Here is a 16049-nt window from a genome sequence, read left to right as displayed (position 1 = left end):
AATAAAATAAAAAAATGGGGAGATAGAGGATTCGAATTACCAAAGAAAAAATAAATTTAAATGAAAAATTTTATATCCACTCTTGAACATATTTACACAGAAGAATCACATACAAATTGTAAGATTTTAGGTTTTTTTGATAATTTACAGAAATTAGAAAGAATAAAAAATACTGCATCAAAATTTTCTGGATTCAAAGATTATCCCGATGGTTTTACAATTAAAAAATATGAATTAAATAAAGTACATTGGAATAGAGGATTTCATACTGTGGCAGGCGAAATAGGAAGAGATTATTTACCTGAAGAAGATTTAATTATTGAAGATACTTATATAGTGCAAAATTTAAAATCTATCTATAATGTTAGCCATGCATATACTGTTGATACTTTCACGGATGATGAAAGAATTATAGGCGTTTTTTCAAATTTAGCCATTGTTCAAAATATTGTCGAACAATTAAAAAAACAACCTGGATTTAGAGATCATTCAGAAAATTTTATTATAGATGAAGTGAAATTAAATCAACTTTTATGGACTTCTGGATTTTAAAAGGCTAGCTCCCGCATAATTTTATCGTGTGGCAGGTAGCAACAAAACCTCCTCACTGCGCAAAGTCTGTGACTTTGAGCTGATAAATAAAAAAACCTCGCATTTTGCGAGGTTTTTTATTATATAATTTTTTTTAAACTATTTATTCTTTTCTCCAGTCCATGCACCACTTCTGTCAGGGGTAGGTAATGCATTAACCCAGTTTCCGTTGCCTTTTTTGTCAGCAGTGAGTGTGCCGGTAAACTGACCGTCAGCGGGCAGACCCAATTCAGCAGTTAGTTGTCCTGAAGAATCCAGATGACCTGAAATATTGTAGTTTTCATTATTGGTTTCAGAATGCATTGTTCCGGTAACATCACCGTCACTGGCAACAACAAAATTCCATACCCCTTTATCACTTCCACTGTAAGTTCCCGACCATGTTCCGATGTAATCATAGATGGTCTCATCATCAGCAGTACATCCAATTAATGAAAAAGTCGCAACTAATAATAAAAAAAGTTTCTTCATAGCTTTTAATGTGGTTGATAAAGTTTAACCTTGTGGAGAATACGGGGATCGAACCCGTCACCTTTAGACTGCCAGTCTAACGCTCTAGCCAGATGAGCTAATTCCCCTTGATCTCTTTTTGCTTTTCATTCAAGCGGTACAAAAGTAAGTAATTAAACCATATTTGCAAATAATTTGTTAAAATTTATTTAAAAAAATGCTTTGATCTGAAAATCTTCATCCTTTTTTTTGAATTCTTTGAGAAAATAGCAAAATAAAATCTCTCACTCTGTATCTTTTATCTGCACTACCCTCTGCAAAAACGACTGAGCAGCAATCTTTTTTTCTACTTCTTCAATCGCCTTCAACAGATGATGACTGTTGTCTGCGATCTCGCCCAACACTTTAGACATCAGTTCCCAGACCGGCTGCATTTTTTCGATCAGGTCTGATCCTTTGGGTGACAGTTCAATCAAACGTTTCCTTTCGTCAGACTTATCTTTTTTAGAACGGATGATTTTCTGTTTTTCCAGTTCTTTCAGTAAACTGATAGTAGAAGGGTGACTATATCCAATTTCATTGGCAATTTCAACGACGCTGAGTGTTTTTTTATGGTGTAAAGTAAAAATGACCGGAAACCACTTGGGTTCGAAATCAATTCCAAATTCTTTATAGATCAGAGCTCCGTCTTTACGAAGCTGTTCGCTGAGTCTCTGCAGTCTTGTTGATAAGGCAAGAATACCTGATTCATTGATAATATTCATGATGTAGATTTTAAATCACGCATGCAAAAAACAGTATCCGCTTTCATTACAGGAAACTTTTCGGGCAATATTTTCTTTTCAATAACGGTGAAATGATTTTTTTCATAAAATCTTAACGCTGCTTTCAGCACCGCTACCGTACCTAAATAAATTTGATCTATTCCATTTTGATGACAGTAAGAAATTAAATTTTCCAATAGCTTCTGTGCAACCTGATACGCCTTTCCCCTGAATTCCTTTTTGACAAACATCTTTCGGATTGCTCCTGACTTTTCATCAAATTTAATTAAAGCAATCGTTCCTACCAGTTCATCATCAATAAATGCACCCCAGAAATTTCCTCCGGTAGAAAGATAAAAATCATCGATTTCGAGAAGGTCAGGCTGGTCTTCAACCGTAATCGGTATATTGAATTCATTTTGCTGAATATTCAGAATCAATTCGATGACAGATTCTGAAAAATTATTGCTGATCGGACAGATTTTTAACATACAGTTTTATTTATGTACAAAACTACGTAGTTAACTACATATATACAAATGAAATGTACTTTTATTAAAAAGACGTATGCTGTTTAAGCATACGTCTTGATCTATTATGTAAAAATAAATTATTATTTATTTCCATCCGCCGCCTAAAGCCCTGTAAAGGTCTACTGCAGCTTTCATTTTACTGTACTGTGCATTAGAAATATTCAGTTCGGCATTCAGTGAATTAACGTTGGCATTTAAAACTTCAAGATAATTGGCCAAACCATAGTTGACTAATTCCTGAGAGTAGTCAACCGATTTTTTGTACGCATTCAGTTCTTTTGTTTTCAGATCAATAAATGAATCCTGTACTGAAAATACTCGGATCGCATCTGAAACTTCTTTCCCAGCAGTAAGAACCGTTTTTCTGAAGTTTAAGTAAGCGGTTTCTTTGTTGGCAAGACTTACTTCGTAATTGGTTCTGATCTGTCTTCTGTTCAGAATGGGCTGAGCCAATCCTCCGATCAAACTTCCGAATATTGAATTGACACTGAAAAGATGATCAATGTCTACTGACTGTAATCCCCCACTTCCTGTCAGTTTCAACGTTGGATAAAACTGGGCTTTTGCAGAATTGGTCAATTCGAATGCGTTCATTAAGTTGTACTCTGCCTGCATCACATCAGGACGGTTGGCCAATAGATTGACCGGATATCCCAAAGCAAAACTTTCAGGAAGTTTCTGACTGTCTAAAGTAGATCTTTCAATGGCTTTTGAAGGCTCACCCATCAAAAGATTCATTGTGTTTTCCAGCTGCTGAATCTGCGTATCGATATCAATCAGTAAAGCCTGTGCATTATAGACCAGCGCTTCACTCTGCTGAACCGCAACTTCTGTAAGTGTTCCTGCAACCTTTAGCGCTTTGGTGGTTTCAAGATTGTTTTCACGAACTTCAATCGTTTCCTGAATGATTTTCTTCTGGTCATCCAACGTCAGCAACTGGTAATAACTGGAAGCAATTGATGATACCAGATCACTTTTTACAGCTCTGTGTGCTGCCACATTTCCTAAATAAGTTGCCAGCTGTGCTTTTTCCTGAGCTTTCAGTTTCCCCCATAAATCAGCTTCCCATGCAATACTTCCGGTAATATCAAACTGGTTGACATATCTTCTCTCCCCGATGATCTGCCCAAACTGGGTATTGATCGACTGCGTCTGAAAAGTATACCCCGGCCCCACTGTCAGTGTTGGCTGATAGGCAGCTTTGCTCTGTCTTAAATAAGCCGCGGCTGAAGTTATATTCTGCAATGCAATCCTAATGTCCAGATTGTTTTCCAAAGCTTTGGAAATGTGTTTCTGAAGAATGGGATCAGTGAATATTTCCTTCCATGAAACATTGGCTGTACTGGTGCTGTCCTGGGGAAGCATATCTGTACGGAAAAGTTTTTCATCCACCACTGCCGCCGGTCGCTCATATTCCTTTCTTACATGGCAGGAAGATATCATCACTGCAGTGAGTACTGAAAAAGCCGTTCCTTTTATTATTATTGATAAATTTTTCATTATTTAAATCTTAAAGATTTCTTACTCAGCTAAATTGATGTCTTCCTGCTTAATAGGTTTTACCTTCTCCTGCAATGTCTGAAAAACGACATACAATACAGGAATTACAAATACCCCTAAAATAGTTCCTATCAAAAGCCCTATTGCTGCACCTGTTGCAATTGATCTGTTACCGACTGCACCGATTCCGCTGGCCAGTACCAATGGCAGTAAACCAAAGATGAATGCAAGAGAGGTCATCAGGATCGGTCTTAATCTCGCTTTTGCAGCGTTGATAGCAGAATCTACAATCGACTCACCGTGATGCCTTCTCTGAACAGCAAATTCGATAATTAAGATCGCATTTTTAGCCAGTAAACCGACCAGCATGATCAGTGCAATCTGGAAATAAATGTTGTTCTCAAGTCCCATAATTTTCTGTCCGAAATATGCTCCCATCACCCCCAACGGTAATGATATGACCACGACAAAAGGTAAAATATAACTTTCGTACTGGGCAGAAAGAATAAAATAAACAAACACAAGACTCAACGCAAAGATGAGTAAGGTCTGAGATCCTGAATTCAATTCTTCTCTTGTAAGACCTGTAAACTCTACATCATAATTCTGATCCAGTGTTTCTTTAGCAACCTGCTGCACAGCAGTAATTGCATCCCCTGAACTGAAACCTGTTTTGTTTGCTCCTGTAATTTTAACAGAAGTAAAGAGGTTATAACGGCCTACGGACTGAGGACCATAGGTTTTGGTCAGGGTCACAAACTGTGAAATAGGAGACATCTCTCCTGAGCTTGTCTTAATATAATACTGGTTAAGGTTTTCTGCATTGGCTCTGTCCTCGGGAAGTGCCTGGATCATCACCCTGAACTGCTTTCCGTATTTGGTAAAGTCAGCACCGTAAATTCCCCCGATATATCCCTGCATTGTCGCCAGAATATCATTGACAGAAACTCCTTTCTGTTTCGCCAGCGGCACATTGATTTCCATCAGGTACTGCGGATATTTTGTATTAAATGAGGTTTGGGCAAATTCAATTTCAGGTCTTTGCATTAAATTCCCGATAAATTCGTTTGTTTTGGCATCCAACTGGGCAAAATCTCCTCCGGATTTATCTAAAAGTACCATTTCAAAACCGGCACTGTTACCGAATCCCGGTACACTTGGAGGCTGGAAAAATACTACTTTTGCATCAGGAACCTTTCCTGCCAGACCAAATAGTCGCATAGAAATTTCTTCTGAAGATAAACCGTCTCCTTTTCTGTCATCAAAAGGTTTCAGCTTAATAAAGGCAAGACCGTTATTGCTTCCGTTTCCGGAAAGTAATCCTCTACCTGTTGAGATCGTAACATTCTGGATTCCGGGAATCTTCATGGCGTCTTTCTGCAGTGTCTTCAGAACGTTGTAGGTTCTTTCCATTGACGCTCCCGGAGGAAGCTGTACATCGGTAAAGATAATCCCTCTGTCTTCTGTCGGTACAAAACCTTTCTTCATGCTGCCATTCGCCCAGTAGATAATTCCTCCTGTCACAATAAGAATGACAAGCGTCACCCACTTATGCTTGATCAGGAAATTAAATCCTCTTCCATAACGGTCGGTTGCTGTCTTGAAACCGATGTTGAATTTGTAAAAGAACTTCTGAATGAAGTTTTTATTCTTATAATCTTCATGGTGATCTTCATGAGGCTTCAGGAATAATGAACATAAAACAGGACTCAGCGTCAATGCATTCACCGCGGAAATAATGATCGCAATGATCAGCGTAATCCCAAACTGCTGATAAAATACACCGGTAGGACCCGTAATAAAGGTTACCGGAATAAATACCGCAGCCATTACCAGAGTAATTGAGATGATTGCTCCGGTGATTTCGTCCATCGCCTCCACTGTTGCTTTTTTCGCATTGGAGATTCCCTTCTCCATTTTAGCGTGTACTGCTTCGACGACGACAATCGCATCATCGACCACAATACCGATCGCCAGCACCAGGGCAAATAGTGTTAAAAGGTTTAATGAATATCCGAACAGATTCAGGAAAAAGAATGTTCCCACGATGGATACCGGAACTGCAATGGCCGGAATCAGTGTCGATCTGAAATCCTGCAGGAAAATATATACTACAATAAATACCAGAATAAATGCTTCGATCAAAGTATGGATTACTTTCTCGATACTCGCGTCCAGAAATTCGTTGGTATCAAAGTTAAAAGTATATTTTACCCCTTCAGGATATGAACTTTCGCTTTCCTTAAGCTGTTTCTTAATGTTTTCTATAATCTCCTGCGCATTCGATCCGGGAGTCTGGAATACTCCCATACTAATGGAAGGATAATCTCCGTTTTCACCGACTCCGGTGTATGACAGACCGCCCAGTTCTACTTTGGCAACATCTTTCAGCATCAGATTCTGTCCGTCCGGAAGAGATTTGATGATAATATCATCATACTGTTCTTTTTCACTGAACTTTCCTACATACTTGATAATGTATTCAAAAGAACTTCCGCTGTTCTGCCCTAAAGAACCCGCAGCAGCTTCCCTGCTCTGATCATTGATAGCCGTAGTTACTTCGTTGGGGGTGATACCATAAGCAGCAAGCTTGGCAGGATCCAGCCATATTCTCATTGAATAGTTTTTTCCTCCGAAAACGTTGGCTTCTCCTACTCCGTTAATTCTTTGCAGGTTTGGGATGACGTTGATGTTCAAAAAGTTCTGAAGATAGACATCATCAATATTTTTATTTTCAGAATAAAAAGAAAGATACATTAGTGCACTGGTCTGCTGTTTCTGCGTTACCACACCTGCACGGGTTACCTCACTCGGAAGTAACGGAGTTGCTCTCGCAACACGGTTCTGAACGTTAACGGCAGCGATATCTGCATCAATTCCCTGCTTAAAAAATACCTGGATCTGAGCTGAACCGTCATTTCCTGCTGTAGAGGTAATGTAATCCATCCCTTCTACTCCATTGATCTGTTCTTCAAGAGGTACAACGACACTCTTCATAACGGTTTCGGCGTTGGCTCCGGTATAATTTGCTCTCACACTCACCGTAGCCGGTGCGATATCAGGATACTGGGTAACCGGAAGCGCTGTGAGCCCGAGAACACCGAGAATAACGATCAATATTGAGATTACCGTCGATAGAACCGGCCTGTTAATAAAGTTCTTTATCATTAGAATTTCGGTTTTACTGATTGTACAAGACTATCCATACTCACCTTTTTAGGCTTAACGGCAGTCCCCGGTTTTATATTTCCGGTTCCGGCCGCGATAATCATTTCTCCTTTTTTTACTCCTGATTTTATCAGTGCCAAATTGTTGATTCTTTCAATCACTTCAACCACTGAATTTCTGGCCGTGTCTTTTTCAACTTTATAAACGTAAACAATACCCTGCTGTTCGTATGTTGCACTTTCAGGAACGACCAAAACGTTGTCGAATCGTTTAGGAAATCTGATGCTTCCACTATTTCCGTTGCTTAACAGTTTCTGTGGGTTTGTAAATCCTACTCTGAACTGTATCGTCCCTGTCGTAGGATCGATTGAACCTGTAATAGCTTCTATCTTACCTTTTTCGGCATAGATACTTCCATTTGCCAGCTGTAATTCAACCATCGGAAGGTTCTTAATTTTTTCCGGAACACTTGATCCGACAGACTTTTCAAGGAAATCAAAATATTCTTTCTCATTCATCGAAAAATAAGCAAAAATCTGTGAGGTATCCGATATAGTTGTCAATGCATTCTGATCCGTAGGTCCGACAAGACTTCCTACTTTAAGAGGCAACTTTCCGATTACACCTGAAATAGGTGCACGAATGATCGAATAGTCTACATTAGCTGCTGCTCCCTTGTAGTTGGCACTTGCCTGCTGTCTTGCTGCAATAGCCTGCTGTACCTGAGCCTGAGCCTGAGAAAGGTTAGCCTGTGCGGTCTGCAGCTGAATGTTACTGATGATATTTTTTTCTACCAGCGGCTTAAGCTTGTTTACTTCTACCTGAGCGGCATTCACTGCTGCCTGGGCTGCTGCAATGTTGGACTGTGCAGCACCTACTCCGGCTTTTGCCGCAGCAGCAGTCTCGTTAAGTGTATTGGTTTCCAGGCGGAACAAAGGCTGACCTTTAGTGACATACTGCCCTTCATCGACCAAAACCTGAGTGATATACCCTTGGATTTTTGCTCTCACATCATTATTTACCCTTCCTTCAATACTGGCCGGGAAGATGTCATACCCTACCACATTCTGGTTTTCAACCGCAACTACGGGATAAGGTTTCGGACCTTCCTGTTTTGGAGCTTCTTTTTTGCAGGCAGTCAGAAAAAATGCTGCTGCCGAAAACAATATAAGCTTGTTTGTCATTTTATAGTTTATTAAGTGATTCCTGAATATTTACGATATTTTTATTTAAAAGAGATTTATAAACCTCAGTCTTTTCATCATCCTCTTCATCTTTTACTTTCCTGAACCGTCTGAGATCTTCCAGAAGTTTTAATTCATCCTGCATTTTCTGTACAATTTTTTCAAATCTAATTTTCTTATAGTCGTTATTGGTGAAAAAATAGCGTTTCCTTTCATCCATTTTATTCACGTCAATAATCAACTGAGAACTTAAAAGCAATGCTATGTTAGTAGAAACCGAACTTTTGCTTGCAGAAAAAACTTCAACAAATTCATCAAAAGTAATTCCTACCTTTTCAAAATCGAAAATCAGGTAGGAATAGATTTTAGAAGCCAATGGAGGAAGATTAAACATCGTGCTGTAAAATTTCACAGCATCCTGAAAAATCTTATCATCAATTTCTATACTTTTATTCATTGCATATAATTTTGAACAAAAGTAAAACTTAGTTCGGAACTAAACGAACAAACTTAATAGAGTTTATGAATATATAGTTTCTTAAAGAATCAATTGAAACAGATTTAACTTTCGCACCTTTTTCACATCACAACTTTTTCAAAGGCTTTTCTCATTCCTGATGGCAGCAAAACTTCACCGCAGTAAACATATCCCTTGTATTCAAGAATTTTAAGCATTGCTATATTATCATAATTGGTATCAACCTTTATACTGGCGACTTTTTCTGACTTTACAAAATCTTCAATATGATCAAAAAGTTTTTTAACCAAACCCTTTCCTGAAAATTCTTCCGAAACGGCAACTCTGTGAATCACCACAAATTCACCGTCTGTCAGCCATGCTCCTTCTATTGAGCTGTAAGCAGGTTCATCATTAAAAATCAGAGCTACATAAACAGCAATCTGATCATCAACCGTCATAACATATCCAAAGTTTTTTGAAATGTCACTTTCAATTGTGTTTTCATTCGGATATCCGTTCTGCCACTGGGTGCTGCCGTCTATCCTCCTTCGTTCAATAGACTGCTGTATGATGTTCCAGATGGTATCTTTATCCTGTATTTCAGCTTTTCTGAAATGAATTGTATTTTGAGTCATCAGGCTTATTTTTTGAAATTTGACAAAAAAAACCGAAAATTAATTGTGATTAATTTTCGGTTCCGAAGTAGTAAAATTTAAAATTATGAAATTGATTTTATTGATTTTGATTTTGTTGAATATAAGCGTCAATGACGTCAAATGCTTTCTTCTCATCCTGCAAATCTACCATTACCTTAAGCGATGTTGCGGTAGGTGTTGTCGTGAAAGTAAGATAATTATTTTCTACGGCATTGGTAATTTGCGCCTCTTCTAATTTAGACTTGATCAGTTGAATTTCTGCAGGTTTATCACTTTCAAAAACTGATACTCTCGTGTTACGTTCCATATAATATACATTTTGAGTATCTAAATATAGGACGTTTTTTTCAGAATTCCAAATCTTTATATTTTAAATTCTATTAATATTGCTGTCAATTTTATCTAAAGCAATCTGAATTTCTTCTCTGGTGACATTCAGATGCGGTCTGAAACGAAGGGACTGATCACCGCAGGTAAGGATAATCAAACCTTCCTCAAACAGGATTTCCCTTAACTGATTTCTCTGCTCCTGTGTAGGCAGATCTATTGCACACATTAAGCCCTTTCCTCTTGCATTTGAAATTTTATCTGGGTATTTCTGAGCTAAATTCTGTAAGCCCTGCAATAAGTATTCACCAACCGTTTTAGCATTTTCAACCAGATTTTCTTTTTCAATAACTTCCATCACCAATTGAAAACGGAGCATATCAATAAAATTTCCTCCAAAAGTAGAATTGATCCTTGAGCTTTCCCTGAAAACATTGTTTGGAACCTGATCAAATTTTTCCCTGTTGGCTAAAACGCCGCAAACCTGGGTTTTTTTACCAAAAGAAATGATGTCAGGTCTGATACTAAGGTGTTCAAAGGCCCACATCTTTCCGGTTATTCCGATTCCGGTCTGCACTTCATCAAAAATCAGAAGCACCTCGTGCTCGTCGCATAGCTTTCTAAGTTCAGTAAAAAACTCATTTCTGAAATGATTGTCCCCACCTTCTGCCTGAATCGGTTCAATGATAATGCACGCTACCTTATTAGGATTTGACAGAATCGCTTCACCGATATTCAGCAATGCCAATCTTTCATTATTGATGGTCTCTGCAAGATTTTCTTCAGTAATTGGGAACGTCAGTTTAGGATTTAGGATTCTGGGCCATTCAAACATCGGAAAATACTGGTATTTTCTTGGATCCGAAGTATTTGTTAAACTTAAGGTATAACCACTTCTCCCGTGAAATGCCTGTCTGAAATGAATACAGATTCCCGCTTCCAGATCAAGACCTTTTTCAAAATTCTTTCTGGTTTTCCAGTCGAAGCAGGCTTTCATTGCATTTTCGACACCCATGGCTCCACCCTCAATAAAAAATGCATACTGCAGTTCTTCAGGCATCACCACTCTTTCAAAGGTTTCTAAAAATTCTGCATATTCTTTAGAATAAACATCTGCCAAAGTTGGCTTATTGACAGCCATTCTTCCAAGCCACTCAGATCTTTCAATCAGGTAAGGATGGTTATAACCGATCGAAGCAGATCCGAACATTGAAAACATATCCAGATAATTTTTACCGGTAACTGAATCGTGGATCCATGAGCCGTGAGAATTTTCTATATCCATGACAAAATCAAAACCGTCTGCAAGAACATGCTTTCCGACGATCTCTTTTACTTTATTTGAATGAATATCTATTATATTGTCCATACTAATTTAAATTTTAGGTGGTGAGTTGAAGAAGTTTATAAATCAAATTTAATTCCCTGTGCCAATGGAAGACTGGCAGTATAATTAATGGTATTGGTCTGTCTTCTCATATAATATTTCCATACATCCGAGCCGGATTCCCTTCCGCCTCCGGTTTCTTTTTCGCCCCCAAAAGCTCCGCCGATCTCAGCGCCTGAAGTTCCGATGTTGACGTTTGCTATTCCACAGTCTGAACCTGCCTGGGAAAGGAATAGTTCTGCTTCTCTCAGATTCTGGGTCATAATCGCAGAAGATAAGCCCTGAGGCACATCATTCTGAATCTCAATAGCCTCTTCTAATGTTTTGTACTTAATTAAATATAAAATCGGTGCAAATGTTTCATGCTGTACGATTTCAAAAGAGTTTTCAACTTCAGCAATACATGGTTTTACATAACATCCTGATTCGTAATTTTTACCTTCCAGAACACCGCCTTCGACGACAAATTTCCCACCTTCCTGTATACAGTTTTCAATCGCCATTTCGTATTGATTTACCGCATGAACGTCGATAAGCGGTCCGACATGCATATTTTCATCCAGAGGATTTCCGATTTTCAGTTGACCATACGCTTTAACCAAACGGTTTTTTACTTCATCATATACATCTTCATGAATGATAAGCCTTCTTGTTGAAGTACATCTCTGACCTGCAGTTCCTACGGCTCCGAAAACAGCACCGATGATTGACATATCCAGATCGGCATCTTTGGAAATGATGATTGCATTATTACCCCCTAATTCAAGGATTGATTTACCAAATCTTTCAGCCACTTTAGATGAAACCATTCTCCCTACTTTTGTAGAACCGGTAAAGGAAATTAATGAAACGCGTTTGTCTTCCACTAATTTCTGCCCGATCTCATGATCTGCAACCAGGACGCTTGAAATACCTTCAGGAAGATTGTTTTCTTTCAGTACTTCCATCATGATATTCTGACAGGCAATAGCACAGAAAGGCGTTTTTTCTGAAGGCTTCCAGATGGTCACATTACCGCAGATCCATGCTAAAGCTGTATTCCATGCCCATACCGCCACAGGAAAATTAAAAGCGGTAATGACTCCTACGATTCCGAGAGGATGGTACTGCTCATACATTCTGTGGCCGGGTCTTTCAGAATGCATCGTGTAACCGTGAAGCTGTCTGGAAAGTCCCACTGCAAAATCACAGATATCAATCATCTCCTGAACTTCTCCCAGTCCTTCCTGCAGAGATTTGCCCATTTCGTAAGAAACGAGTTTTCCCAGATCATCTTTATATTCTCTTAGTTTCTGTCCAAGCTGTCTTACAAAATCTCCTCTTTTCGGAGCCGGAATCATTCTGAATTCTTTAAAAGCCTGCTGTGCAGTTTCCATTACTTTATCGTAATCTTTCTCTGCAGAAGTTTTTATTTTTCCGATCAATCTTCCGTCCGATGGTGAATAACTTTCAATAGTTTTTCCGGAAGCGAAAAACTTACCTCCCATGGAAGTTCCTTTATTTTCATCTTTTATTCCAAGATTTTTTAAAGATTTTTCAATTCCGAAATCTTTGACTTTTTTTGACATACAATGTTACTTTTCGTTTTGCCTAAGATAAAAATAATTATGGGACTGATGAAATTTTTGTGATTTAAAGCTATTTTTATTTGGAATCATTATAAACATCTTTATCTTTGTGAGATAATTGATACACTTTCAGAATGGAAAATAATAAATCTCTGAACGAGCCTGTTGGTGAAGAAGTAAAAAAATCCAGGTGGAAAAAAATGCTGAAGAAATTCGGGATCGGAGGAATCATCTTTTTCACTGTAAAAGGGATCATAACTTCTACCCTGATTTATTTTCTCGGAAAAAACTTCTGGAATGTTATCAGCAGTTATTTTTCAGGAATTTTTCAATAAAAAAAGCAAAGAGACTATCTTTGCTTTCTGTCGAGTATTATTAAAAATCATTCTTTTTTACCAAACATAATATTTTGAATGTAAAAAAGTGTTAGCTAAAGCCTTTTCACTGGGCAGCTGTAAATTTATTTAAATAAAAACTTCATTAAAGATCACTCAGTACCTCGAGAATATTCCTGTAAATAAAATCGAGTTCGTCTGCAGTGATGCAGTAAGGCGGAACCAGATACAAGACATTTCCTAACGGCCGCATGATGATTCCACGTGATAAGAATTTATCATACAGTTTCTTTCCCGTCTCATTAAAATAAGAGGTCTGCCTGTCATTTTTAATTTCCCAGGCGATGACAGTTCCTTTCTGTCTTACATTTTCAACATGAGGATGCTTTTTCAATATATTTGAAAACCGGAAATGCTGATCTGTAATCTGCTGAATATTCTGTCGGGTCTCTTCACTGAGCAACAATTCCATGCTTGCCAATGCAGCTGCACAGGCCAATGGATTGGCAGTAAATGAGTGACCGTGAAAAAGCGTTTTATATTGGTCATCAGATAAAAAGGCATTATAAATCTCATCCGAGCAGGTGGTGATTCCCATTGGCATCGTTCCTCCTGTCAGCCCTTTTGAAAAACACATGATATCCGGCTTTTCGGAAAGATGATCTGCGGAAAATAATTTTCCCGTTCTCCCGAAACCTGTGAAAACTTCATCCTGAATCATTAAAATTTCCTGATTTCGACAGAATTTCATTAATTCATCCAGATCTTCAGCATCATACATCAGCATTCCTGCAGCACCCTGAATCAACGGTTCGTAAATAAAACAGATGACTTCATTCTGATAACTTTTAATTTGAGACTTTAAGTCTTGCAGATTTTCGGAAGTCGGCGTATCTATAAAAATAACTTCAAACAGCATTTCTCCGAAAGGCTGTGTCCAGGCACTCCTTGCACTAAGCGACATAGCTCCGAAAGTATCTCCGTGATAAGCATTTTTAAAGGCTAAAATTTTTGATTTCTTATTTTTATTATTGTGAGCATACTGTACACCCATCTTCAGTGCGACTTCAACGGCAGTAGAACCATTGTCTGAATAGAAAACTTTCTGCTGGTTTTCCGGAAGAAGTTTTAATAAATTTTCCGAAAGCCTGATGGCAGGTTCGTGGGTAAAACCTGCAAATATAACCTGCTCCAGAGTATTCAGCTGATCACAGACCTTTTCAGCAATATAAGGATGAGCATGACCGTGCAGGGTTACCCACCATGATGATACAGCATCAATATATTTATTTCCCTGATCATCATAAAGATATACCCCTTTTCCTTTGATAATGGGAACCGCATTGCCGGAAGTTTTCATTTGAGTGTAAGGATGCCAGTTGACAGCTCTGTCGCGTTCCTGTAAATTCATCATTTTTAAAATCAGGTTAGGCATTGGTTTTCCAGGTTTCAAAATGATCCATCATTTTGTCCGCTTGTTTTTTCATAGGCTTCAATCCTAAAGTCTGCAGCATCTGCATATCTTCTGAAACACCGGGATTAGGAGTGACCAGTAATGTTTCTCTTTCTCCTGTGAAGATAGAGTTAGCTCCTGCCATAAAACACCATCCCTGTTCATATTCTGTCATTTCAATTCTTCCTGCGCTGAGGCGGACCATTGATTTTGGCATAATGATTCTTGCCGTTGCAATCATTCTTACCATCTCCCATGTATCAGTCTTCTCATTATCTTCAAGCGGAGTTCCGGCCACTCTTGCCAATGCATTGATGGGAACAGATTCAGGATGCTTCGGCATGGTTGCTAAAGTTAAGAGCATTGAGATCCTGTCTCTGTGTGATTCTCCCAAGCCGATAATTCCTCCGGAGCAAACCGTAATTCCTGCTTTTCTGACATTATTGATGGTGTTGATCCTATGATCAAAAGTCCGGGTCGAAATAATTTCTTCATAATAATCTTCAGAGGTATCAAGGTTATGATTATAAGCATATAATCCCGCTTCCTGGAGTCGCACTGCCTGTTCTTCTGTCAGCATTCCCAATGTGCAGCATACTTCCATCCCAAGTTCATTTACCCCTTTGACCATATCTATTACCCGGTCAAAATCACGGTTGTTGCGTACTTCTCTCCAGGCAGCTGCCATACAGAAACGGGACGAACCGCTGTCTTTTGCTTTTTGGGCATGTTCAATCACTTTTTCAGTCGGTAACAGGGCCTGAACTTTTATATTGGTATGATACCGTGCTGCCTGACCGCAGTAAGAACAGTCTTCTGTACATCCTCCTGTCTTTATCGAAAGCAAAGTAGACATCTGCACTTCTTCAGGATTATGCCATTCTCTGTGAACAGTAGCTGCTTGATAAATCAGTTCAAGCAGAGGCTGGTGGTAAATTTCTTCTATCTGTTCTTTGGTCCAGTCATTTCTGACTTCTTTTTTGTTATCTGTTATCATAAATTTGTCAGTTGTTTTGAAACACTTTCTATACTTTCTTCTGTTATTTTTTCAATATCAGGAATTCTTACAATTTTAGTTTCCCCTGTAACGTTCCTGCAGATGATTCTTTCTGTATCCGGTGGAAAATTTCCATTTAAAATTAAATAGTCAAGCCTGATATTTTTCTGTTTTAGAACCATCAGTGATAATAAGGTATGATTAATGCATCCGAGGTAATTTCTGGCTACCAAGGCCACAGGAAGATGTAATTTTTCAATGAAATCAATCATGAATTCAGTTTCAGACAGAGGAACCATCAGACCTCCGGCTCCTTCAATGATCAGGTTATTCTGAGTTTCCGGAAGTTTAAAATCACTGATACTGATTGAGATTCCTTCTTCTACAGCTGACTGATGTGGAGATGCTGCAAGTTTCAGACAATAGGTTTCCTGATGAATTACAGTATGACCACCTGCCCATTCTTTAATCTTCATGCTGTCTGAATGATGTAAATCACCAGACTGAACAGGTTTCCAGTAATCTGATTGAAAATACTGAGTTAGAATTGCCGAGCACACTGTTTTTCCCACCTCAGTTCCTATCCCGGATACAAAAAGCTTTACTTTTTCGTTCTTATTTGTTTCTGGTTTCATATTCGTACTTCTCTAATTTTCGTATGGAAGATTATTATTCT

16 protein-coding genes and 1 tRNA gene are annotated in these 16049 nt (G+C 38.5%); 2 read left to right on the top strand and 15 right to left on the bottom strand.

What is annotated here, in order from left to right:
* Nucleotides 1-60 precede the first annotated feature (60 nt).
* Nucleotides 61-552, top strand: a complete 492-nt coding sequence (locus AC2A07_RS02685) for a hypothetical protein (RefSeq protein WP_484049090.1) — start codon at nt 61-63, stop codon at nt 550-552.
* Nucleotides 553-690: 138 nt separating this feature from the next.
* Here the strand turns inward: AC2A07_RS02685 and AC2A07_RS02680 are convergent, their stop codons facing one another.
* The 12 genes from AC2A07_RS02680 to amaB all read right to left on the bottom strand — a co-directional run bounded on the left by AC2A07_RS02680 (nt 691) and on the right by amaB (nt 12588).
* Nucleotides 691-1062: a hypothetical protein gene (locus AC2A07_RS02680; protein WP_484049089.1), complete on the bottom strand. Its 372-nt coding sequence runs from the start codon at nt 1060-1062 to the stop codon at nt 691-693.
* A 33-nt stretch (nt 1063-1095) separates the two neighbouring features.
* Nucleotides 1096-1169, bottom strand: a tRNA-Ala gene (locus AC2A07_RS02675).
* A 156-nt stretch (nt 1170-1325) separates the two neighbouring features.
* Nucleotides 1326-1805, bottom strand: a complete 480-nt coding sequence (locus AC2A07_RS02670; protein ID WP_484049088.1) for a MarR family winged helix-turn-helix transcriptional regulator — start codon at nt 1803-1805, stop codon at nt 1326-1328.
* Nucleotides 1802-2296, bottom strand: coding sequence for a GNAT family N-acetyltransferase (locus AC2A07_RS02665; protein WP_484049087.1), 495 nt, complete (start codon nt 2294-2296; stop codon nt 1802-1804). Before AC2A07_RS02665 ends, AC2A07_RS02670 begins: the two co-directional genes overlap by 4 nt.
* Nucleotides 2297-2422: 126 nt before the next feature.
* On the bottom strand, nt 2423-3838 hold the full coding sequence (locus AC2A07_RS02660; RefSeq protein WP_484049086.1) for an efflux transporter outer membrane subunit: 1416 nt from the start codon (nt 3836-3838) through the stop codon (nt 2423-2425).
* Between the two features lie 21 nt (nt 3839-3859).
* Nucleotides 3860-7006 carry an efflux RND transporter permease subunit gene (locus AC2A07_RS02655; RefSeq protein ID WP_484049085.1) on the bottom strand — a complete coding sequence of 1049 codons (3147 nt, stop codon included), beginning with the start codon at nt 7004-7006 and terminating at the stop codon, nt 3860-3862.
* Nucleotides 7006-8190: an efflux RND transporter periplasmic adaptor subunit gene (locus tag AC2A07_RS02650; protein WP_484049084.1), complete on the bottom strand. Its 1185-nt coding sequence runs from the start codon at nt 8188-8190 to the stop codon at nt 7006-7008. The genes AC2A07_RS02655 and AC2A07_RS02650 overlap by 1 nt, the downstream gene beginning before the upstream one ends.
* A 1-nt stretch (nt 8191) precedes the next feature.
* Nucleotides 8192-8647 carry a GbsR/MarR family transcriptional regulator gene (locus tag AC2A07_RS02645; protein ID WP_484049083.1) on the bottom strand — a complete coding sequence of 152 codons (456 nt, stop codon included), beginning with the start codon at nt 8645-8647 and terminating at the stop codon, nt 8192-8194.
* Nucleotides 8648-8769: 122 nt separating this feature from the next.
* On the bottom strand, nt 8770-9285 hold the full coding sequence (locus tag AC2A07_RS02640; RefSeq protein WP_484049082.1) for a GNAT family N-acetyltransferase: 516 nt from the start codon (nt 9283-9285) through the stop codon (nt 8770-8772).
* Nucleotides 9286-9382: 97 nt separating this feature from the next.
* Entirely contained in the window at nt 9383-9613 is a 231-nt protein-coding gene (locus tag AC2A07_RS02635; RefSeq protein WP_484049081.1) for a DUF2007 domain-containing protein, read from the bottom strand.
* 63 nt (nt 9614-9676) lie between these two features.
* Nucleotides 9677-11002, bottom strand: coding sequence for an L-lysine 6-transaminase (lat, locus tag AC2A07_RS02630; protein ID WP_484049080.1), 1326 nt, complete (start codon nt 11000-11002; stop codon nt 9677-9679).
* A 35-nt stretch (nt 11003-11037) separates the two neighbouring features.
* Nucleotides 11038-12588, bottom strand: a complete 1551-nt coding sequence (amaB, locus tag AC2A07_RS02625; RefSeq protein WP_314490792.1) for an L-piperidine-6-carboxylate dehydrogenase — start codon at nt 12586-12588, stop codon at nt 11038-11040.
* Nucleotides 12589-12722: 134 nt separating this feature from the next.
* On the opposite strand from amaB, the gene AC2A07_RS02620 reads away from it, so the two are divergent.
* Nucleotides 12723-12923 carry a hypothetical protein gene (locus AC2A07_RS02620; RefSeq protein WP_314490789.1) on the top strand — a complete coding sequence of 67 codons (201 nt, stop codon included), beginning with the start codon at nt 12723-12725 and terminating at the stop codon, nt 12921-12923.
* A 145-nt stretch (nt 12924-13068) separates the two neighbouring features.
* Here the strand turns inward: AC2A07_RS02620 and bioA are convergent, their stop codons facing one another.
* From bioA to bioD, 3 genes are read right to left on the bottom strand one after another with little or no spacing between them, the layout of a single operon-like run.
* Nucleotides 13069-14337, bottom strand: a complete 1269-nt coding sequence (bioA, locus tag AC2A07_RS02615; RefSeq protein ID WP_484049079.1) for an adenosylmethionine--8-amino-7-oxononanoate transaminase — start codon at nt 14335-14337, stop codon at nt 13069-13071.
* 13 nt (nt 14338-14350) lie between these two features.
* Nucleotides 14351-15373 carry a biotin synthase BioB gene (gene bioB, locus AC2A07_RS02610; RefSeq protein ID WP_484049078.1) on the bottom strand — a complete coding sequence of 341 codons (1023 nt, stop codon included), beginning with the start codon at nt 15371-15373 and terminating at the stop codon, nt 14351-14353.
* Complete coding sequence (bioD, locus tag AC2A07_RS02605; RefSeq protein ID WP_484049077.1) at nt 15370-16008, bottom strand: dethiobiotin synthase; 639 nt, start codon at nt 16006-16008, stop codon at nt 15370-15372. The genes bioB and bioD overlap by 4 nt, the downstream gene beginning before the upstream one ends.
* Nucleotides 16009-16049: the final 41 nt, after the last annotated feature.

The sequence above is a fragment of the Chryseobacterium sp. HNCC26DJ238 genome (genome assembly GCF_057180465.1).
The sequence above is the reverse complement of the archived record's forward strand: the minus strand, read 5'-3'. Positions and strand labels throughout refer to the sequence as shown.